Below are 5,238 nucleotides of genomic sequence, written 5' to 3'. Positions count from 1 at the left end.
ATCATTAAGAGAATATGAAGAACAACTTGTGTGGATTTTTACTAATTGATTGATCGAAATATTATCATTGATTGATTGGTTTAAATTACTCGAAGTTTATTTGAGAGAATTTGTCAGTACATTGATGAGCCAGAATTGTGACCTTAAGTCACTAATGATTTTTAACTGAAGAGTTTGATCATGGCTCAGATTGAACGCTGGCGGCAGGCTTAACACATGCAAGTCGAGCGGGGGAGATTGCTTCGGTAATTGACCTAGCGGCGGACGGGTGAGTAATACTTAGGAATCTGCCTATTAATGGGGGACAACATCTCGAAAGGGATGCTAATACCGCATACGCCCTACGGGGGAAAGCAGGGGATCACTTGTGACCTTGCGTTAATAGATGAGCCTAAGTCGGATTAGCTAGTTGGTGGGGTAAAGGCCTACCAAGGCGACGATCTGTAGCGGGTCTGAGAGGATGATCCGCCACACTGGGACTGAGACACGGCCCAGACTCCTACGGGAGGCAGCAGTGGGGAATATTGGACAATGGGGGGAACCCTGATCCAGCCATGCCGCGTGTGTGAAGAAGGCCTTATGGTTGTAAAGCACTTTAAGCGAGGAGGAGGCTCTTCTAGTTAATACCTAGGATGAGTGGACGTTACTCGCAGAATAAGCACCGGCTAACTCTGTGCCAGCAGCCGCGGTAATACAGAGGGTGCGAGCGTTAATCGGATTTACTGGGCGTAAAGCGTGCGTAGGCGGCTTTTTAAGTCGGATGTGAAATCCCCGAGCTTAACTTGGGAATTGCATTCGATACTGGGAAGCTAGAGTATGGGAGAGGATGGTAGAATTCCAGGTGTAGCGGTGAAATGCGTAGAGATCTGGAGGAATACCGATGGCGAAGGCAGCCATCTGGCCTAATACTGACGCTGAGGTACGAAAGCATGGGGAGCAAACAGGATTAGATACCCTGGTAGTCCATGCCGTAAACGATGTCTACTAGCCGTTGGGGCCTTTGAGGCTTTAGTGGCGCAGCTAACGCGATAAGTAGACCGCCTGGGGAGTACGGTCGCAAGACTAAAACTCAAATGAATTGACGGGGGCCCGCACAAGCGGTGGAGCATGTGGTTTAATTCGATGCAACGCGAAGAACCTTACCTGGTCTTGACATAGTAAGAACTTTCCAGAGATGGATTGGTGCCTTCGGGAACTTACATACAGGTGCTGCATGGCTGTCGTCAGCTCGTGTCGTGAGATGTTGGGTTAAGTCCCGCAACGAGCGCAACCCTTTTCCTTATTTGCCAGCACTTCGGGTGGGAACTTTAAGGATACTGCCAGTGACAAACTGGAGGAAGGCGGGGACGACGTCAAGTCATCATGGCCCTTACGACCAGGGCTACACACGTGCTACAATGGTCGGTACAAAGGGTTGCTACCTAGCGATAGGATGCTAATCTCAAAAAGCCGATCGTAGTCCGGATTGGAGTCTGCAACTCGACTCCATGAAGTCGGAATCGCTAGTAATCGCGGATCAGAATGCCGCGGTGAATACGTTCCCGGGCCTTGTACACACCGCCCGTCACACCATGGGAGTTTGTTGCACCAGAAGTAGGTAGTCTAACCGTAAGGAGGACGCTTACCACGGTGTGGCCGATGACTGGGGTGAAGTCGTAACAAGGTAGCCGTAGGGGAACCTGCGGCTGGATCACCTCCTTAACGAAAGATTGACGATTGGTAAGAATCCACAACAAGTTGTTCTTCATTGATGTATCTGAGGGTCTGTAGCTCAGTTGGTTAGAGCACACGCTTGATAAGCGTGGGGTCACAAGTTCAAGTCTTGTCAGACCCACCAAGTCTACTGATTGAGTTTGAAAGAATTTTAAATTCGATTTACAGAAGAGCAGATATATTAAGATCTTAAGCTGGGGACTTAGCTTAGTTGGTAGAGCGCCTGCTTTGCACGCAGGAGGTCAACGGTTCGACTCCGTTAGTCTCCACCACTAATTACAGACTAAGTGATTACAGAACTTAGTAAGCCGATAGCTTATTAAGTTCTGTGATTTATCACAGTTAACTACTCGCTGACGAGGCGGTAGTGAATCATTAACAGAATATATTTGAGTTGAAATAATTGTTTAACTCGTTTTAGTTGATGTTAGCAAGCAATTGTTAATATTGAATGAAATGAGAACTAGCGATAAAACTGAATCAAGCGTTTTGGTATATGAATTAAATTGAAGCTGTATAGTGATTAAGTTCACAGGCAACAAATAGAAGTGGTTGAATCCACATTGTTGATCCTCCTTGTAGGGATTAGCGACTGTTTGGGGTTGTATAGTCAAGTAATTAAGTGCATGTGGTGGATGCCTTGGCAGTCAGAGGCGATGAAAGACGTAATAGCCTGCGATAAGCTTCGGGGAGGCGGCAAATATCCTGTGATCCGGAGATTTCTGAATGGGGAAACCCACTTACCATAAGGTAGGTATCGCATGATGAATACATAGTCATGCGAGGCGAACGAGGGGAAGTGAAACATCTCAGTACCCTTAGGAAAAGAAATCAATTGAGATTCCCTCAGTAGCGGCGAGCGAACGGGGATCAGCCCATTAAGTTATATGTGTTTTAGCGGAAAGCTCTGGGAAGTGCTACCGTAGAGGGTGATAGTCCCGTACACGAAAGGGCACATATAATGATGACGAGTAGGGCGAGGCACGTGAAACCTTGTCTGAATATGGGGGGACCATCCTCCAAGGCTAAATACTCCTGACTGACCGATAGTGAACCAGTACCGTGAGGGAAAGGCGAAAAGAACCCCTGTGAGGGGAGTGAAATAGATCCTGAAACCGCATGCATACAAGCAGTGGGAGCCGACTTGTTCGGTGACTGCGTACCTTTTGTATAATGGGTCAGCGACTTATATTCAGTAGCAAGGTTAACCGTATAGGGGAGCCGTAGAGAAATCGAGTCTTAATAGGGCGTTTAGTTGCTGGGTATAGACCCGAAACCGGGTGATCTATCCATGAGCAGGTTGAAGGTTGGGTAACACTAACTGGAGGACCGAACCCACTGTCGTTGAAAAGCCAGGGGATGACTTGTGGATAGGGGTGAAAGGCTAATCAAACTCGGTGATAGCTGGTTCTCCCCGAAAGCTATTTAGGTAGCGCCTCGGACGAATACCATAGGGGGTAGAGCACTGTTTCGGCTAGGGGGTCATCCCGACTTACCAAACCGATGCAAACTCCGAATACCTATGAGTACTATCCGGGAGACAGACTGCGGGTGCTAACGTCCGTAGTCAAGAGGAAAACAATCCAGACCGCCAGCTAAGGCCCCAAAATTATAGTTAAGTGGGAAACGATGTGGGAAGGCATAGACAGCTAGGAGGTTGGCTTAGAAGCAGCCACCCTTTAAAGAAAGCGTAATAGCTCACTAGTCGAGTCGGCCTGCGCGGAAGATGTAACGGGGCTAAAACTATATGCCGAAGCTGCGGATGTATACTTAGTATACGTGGTAGGGGAGCGTTCTGTAAGCCGATGAAGGTGTATTGAGAAGTATGCTGGAGGTATCAGAAGTGCGAATGCTGACGTGAGTAACGACAATGCGAGTGAAAAACTCGCACGCTGAAAGACCAAGGGTTCCAGTCCAACGTTAATCGGGGCTGGGTGAGTCGACCCCTAAGGCGAGGCCGAGAGGCGTAGTCGATGGGAAATTGGTTAATATTCCAATACTTCTGTGTAATGCGATGAGAGGACGGAGAAAGTTAAGTCAGCCTGGCGTTGGTTGTCCAGGTGAAAGGCAGTAGGCATGCATCTTAGGCAAATCCGGGGTGCTCTATGCTGAGAGCTGATAGCAAGCTAGTTTACTAGCGAAGTGGCTGATACTATGCTTCCAGGAAAAGTCTCTAAGCTTCAGTTACACAGGAATCGTACCCGAAACCGACACAGGTGGTCAGGTCGAGTAGACCAAAGCGCTTGAGAGAACTCTGCTGAAGGAACTAGGCAAAATGGTACCGTAACTTCGGGAGAAGGTACGCTGCTGACGGTGATAGGACTTGCTCCTTGAGCTATTGGCAGCCACAGAAACCAGGCCCCTGCAACTGTTTATTAAAAACATAGCACTCTGCAAACACGAAAGTGGACGTATAGGGTGTGATGCCTGCCCGGTGCTGGAAGGTTAATTGATGGGGTTAGCGTAAGCGAAGCTCTTGATCGAAGCCCCAGTAAACGGCGGCCGTAACTATAACGGTCCTAAGGTAGCGAAATTCCTTGTCGGGTAAGTTCCGACCTGCACGAATGGCATAATGATGGGGGCGCTGTCTCCAGCAGAGACTCAGTGAAATCGAATTCGCCGTGAAGATGCGGTGTACCCGCGGCTAGACGGAAAGACCCCGTGAACCTTTACTGCAGCTTGACATTGAACTTTGATCTTACTTGTGTAGGATAGGTGGGAGGCTTTGAAGTAGTGACGCCAGTTGCTATGGAGCCATCCTTGAAATACCACCCTGGTAATATTGAGGTTCTAACTCTGTCCCGTTATCCGGGACGAGGACCATGTCTGGTGGGTAGTTTGACTGGGGCGGTCTCCTCCTAAAGAGTAACGGAGGAGTACGAAGGTGCGCTCAGCGTGGTCGGAAATCACGCGTAGAGTATAAAGGCAAAAGCGCGCTTAACTGCGAGACCCACAAGTCGAGCAGGTACGAAAGTAGGTCTTAGTGATCCGGTGGTTCTGTATGGAAGGGCCATCGCTCAACGGATAAAAGGTACTCTGGGGATAACAGGCTGATACCGCCCAAGAGTTCATATCGACGGCGGTGTTTGGCACCTCGATGTCGGCTCATCTCATCCTGGGGCTGAAGCAGGTCCCAAGGGTATGGCTGTTCGCCATTTAAAGAGGTACGCGAGCTGGGTTTAGAACGTCGTGAGACAGTTCGGTCCCTATCTACCGTGGGCGTTGGAAATTTGAGAGGATCTGCTCCTAGTACGAGAGGACCAGAGTGGACGAACCTCTGGTGTACCGGTTGTGACGCCAGTCGCATCGCCGGGTAGCTATGTTCGGAAGGGATAACCGCTGAAAGCATCTAAGCGGGAAGCCTACCTCAAGATAAGATTTCCCTAGGACTTTATGTCCTCTAAAGAGCCGTTGAAGACTACGACGTTGATAGGTTGGATGTGGAAGTGCGGTGACGCATGAAGCTGACCAATACTAATTGCTCGTGAGGCTTGACTATACAACACCCAAGCAGTTGTATACGAA

At 49.0% G+C, this 5,238-nt stretch carries 2 tRNA genes and 2 rRNA genes; all 4 read left to right on the top strand.

What is annotated here, in order from left to right:
• The first annotated feature begins 162 nt into the window (after window positions 1-162).
• Window positions 163-1,701: ribosomal RNA gene (locus ACG9ZL_RS20630) — 16S ribosomal RNA — on the top strand.
• Window positions 1,702-1,760: 59 nt separating this feature from the next.
• A tRNA-Ile gene (locus ACG9ZL_RS20625) sits at window positions 1,761-1,837 on the top strand.
• A 72-nt stretch (window positions 1,838-1,909) separates the two neighbouring features.
• Window positions 1,910-1,985, top strand: a tRNA-Ala gene (locus ACG9ZL_RS20620).
• Between the two features lie 336 nt (window positions 1,986-2,321).
• Window positions 2,322-5,212: ribosomal RNA gene (locus tag ACG9ZL_RS20615) — 23S ribosomal RNA — on the top strand.
• The 16S and 23S rRNA genes sit together here with 2 tRNA genes alongside, the layout of an rRNA operon.
• The last annotated feature ends 26 nt before the right edge of the window (window positions 5,213-5,238 follow it).

Origin of the sequence: Acinetobacter legionensis, assembly GCF_048551735.1 — a bacterium.
Taxonomy (GTDB): domain Bacteria; phylum Pseudomonadota; class Gammaproteobacteria; order Pseudomonadales; family Moraxellaceae; genus Acinetobacter.
Note: the sequence above shows the minus strand (reverse complement) of the source record. Positions and strands in the feature narration are given on the sequence as shown.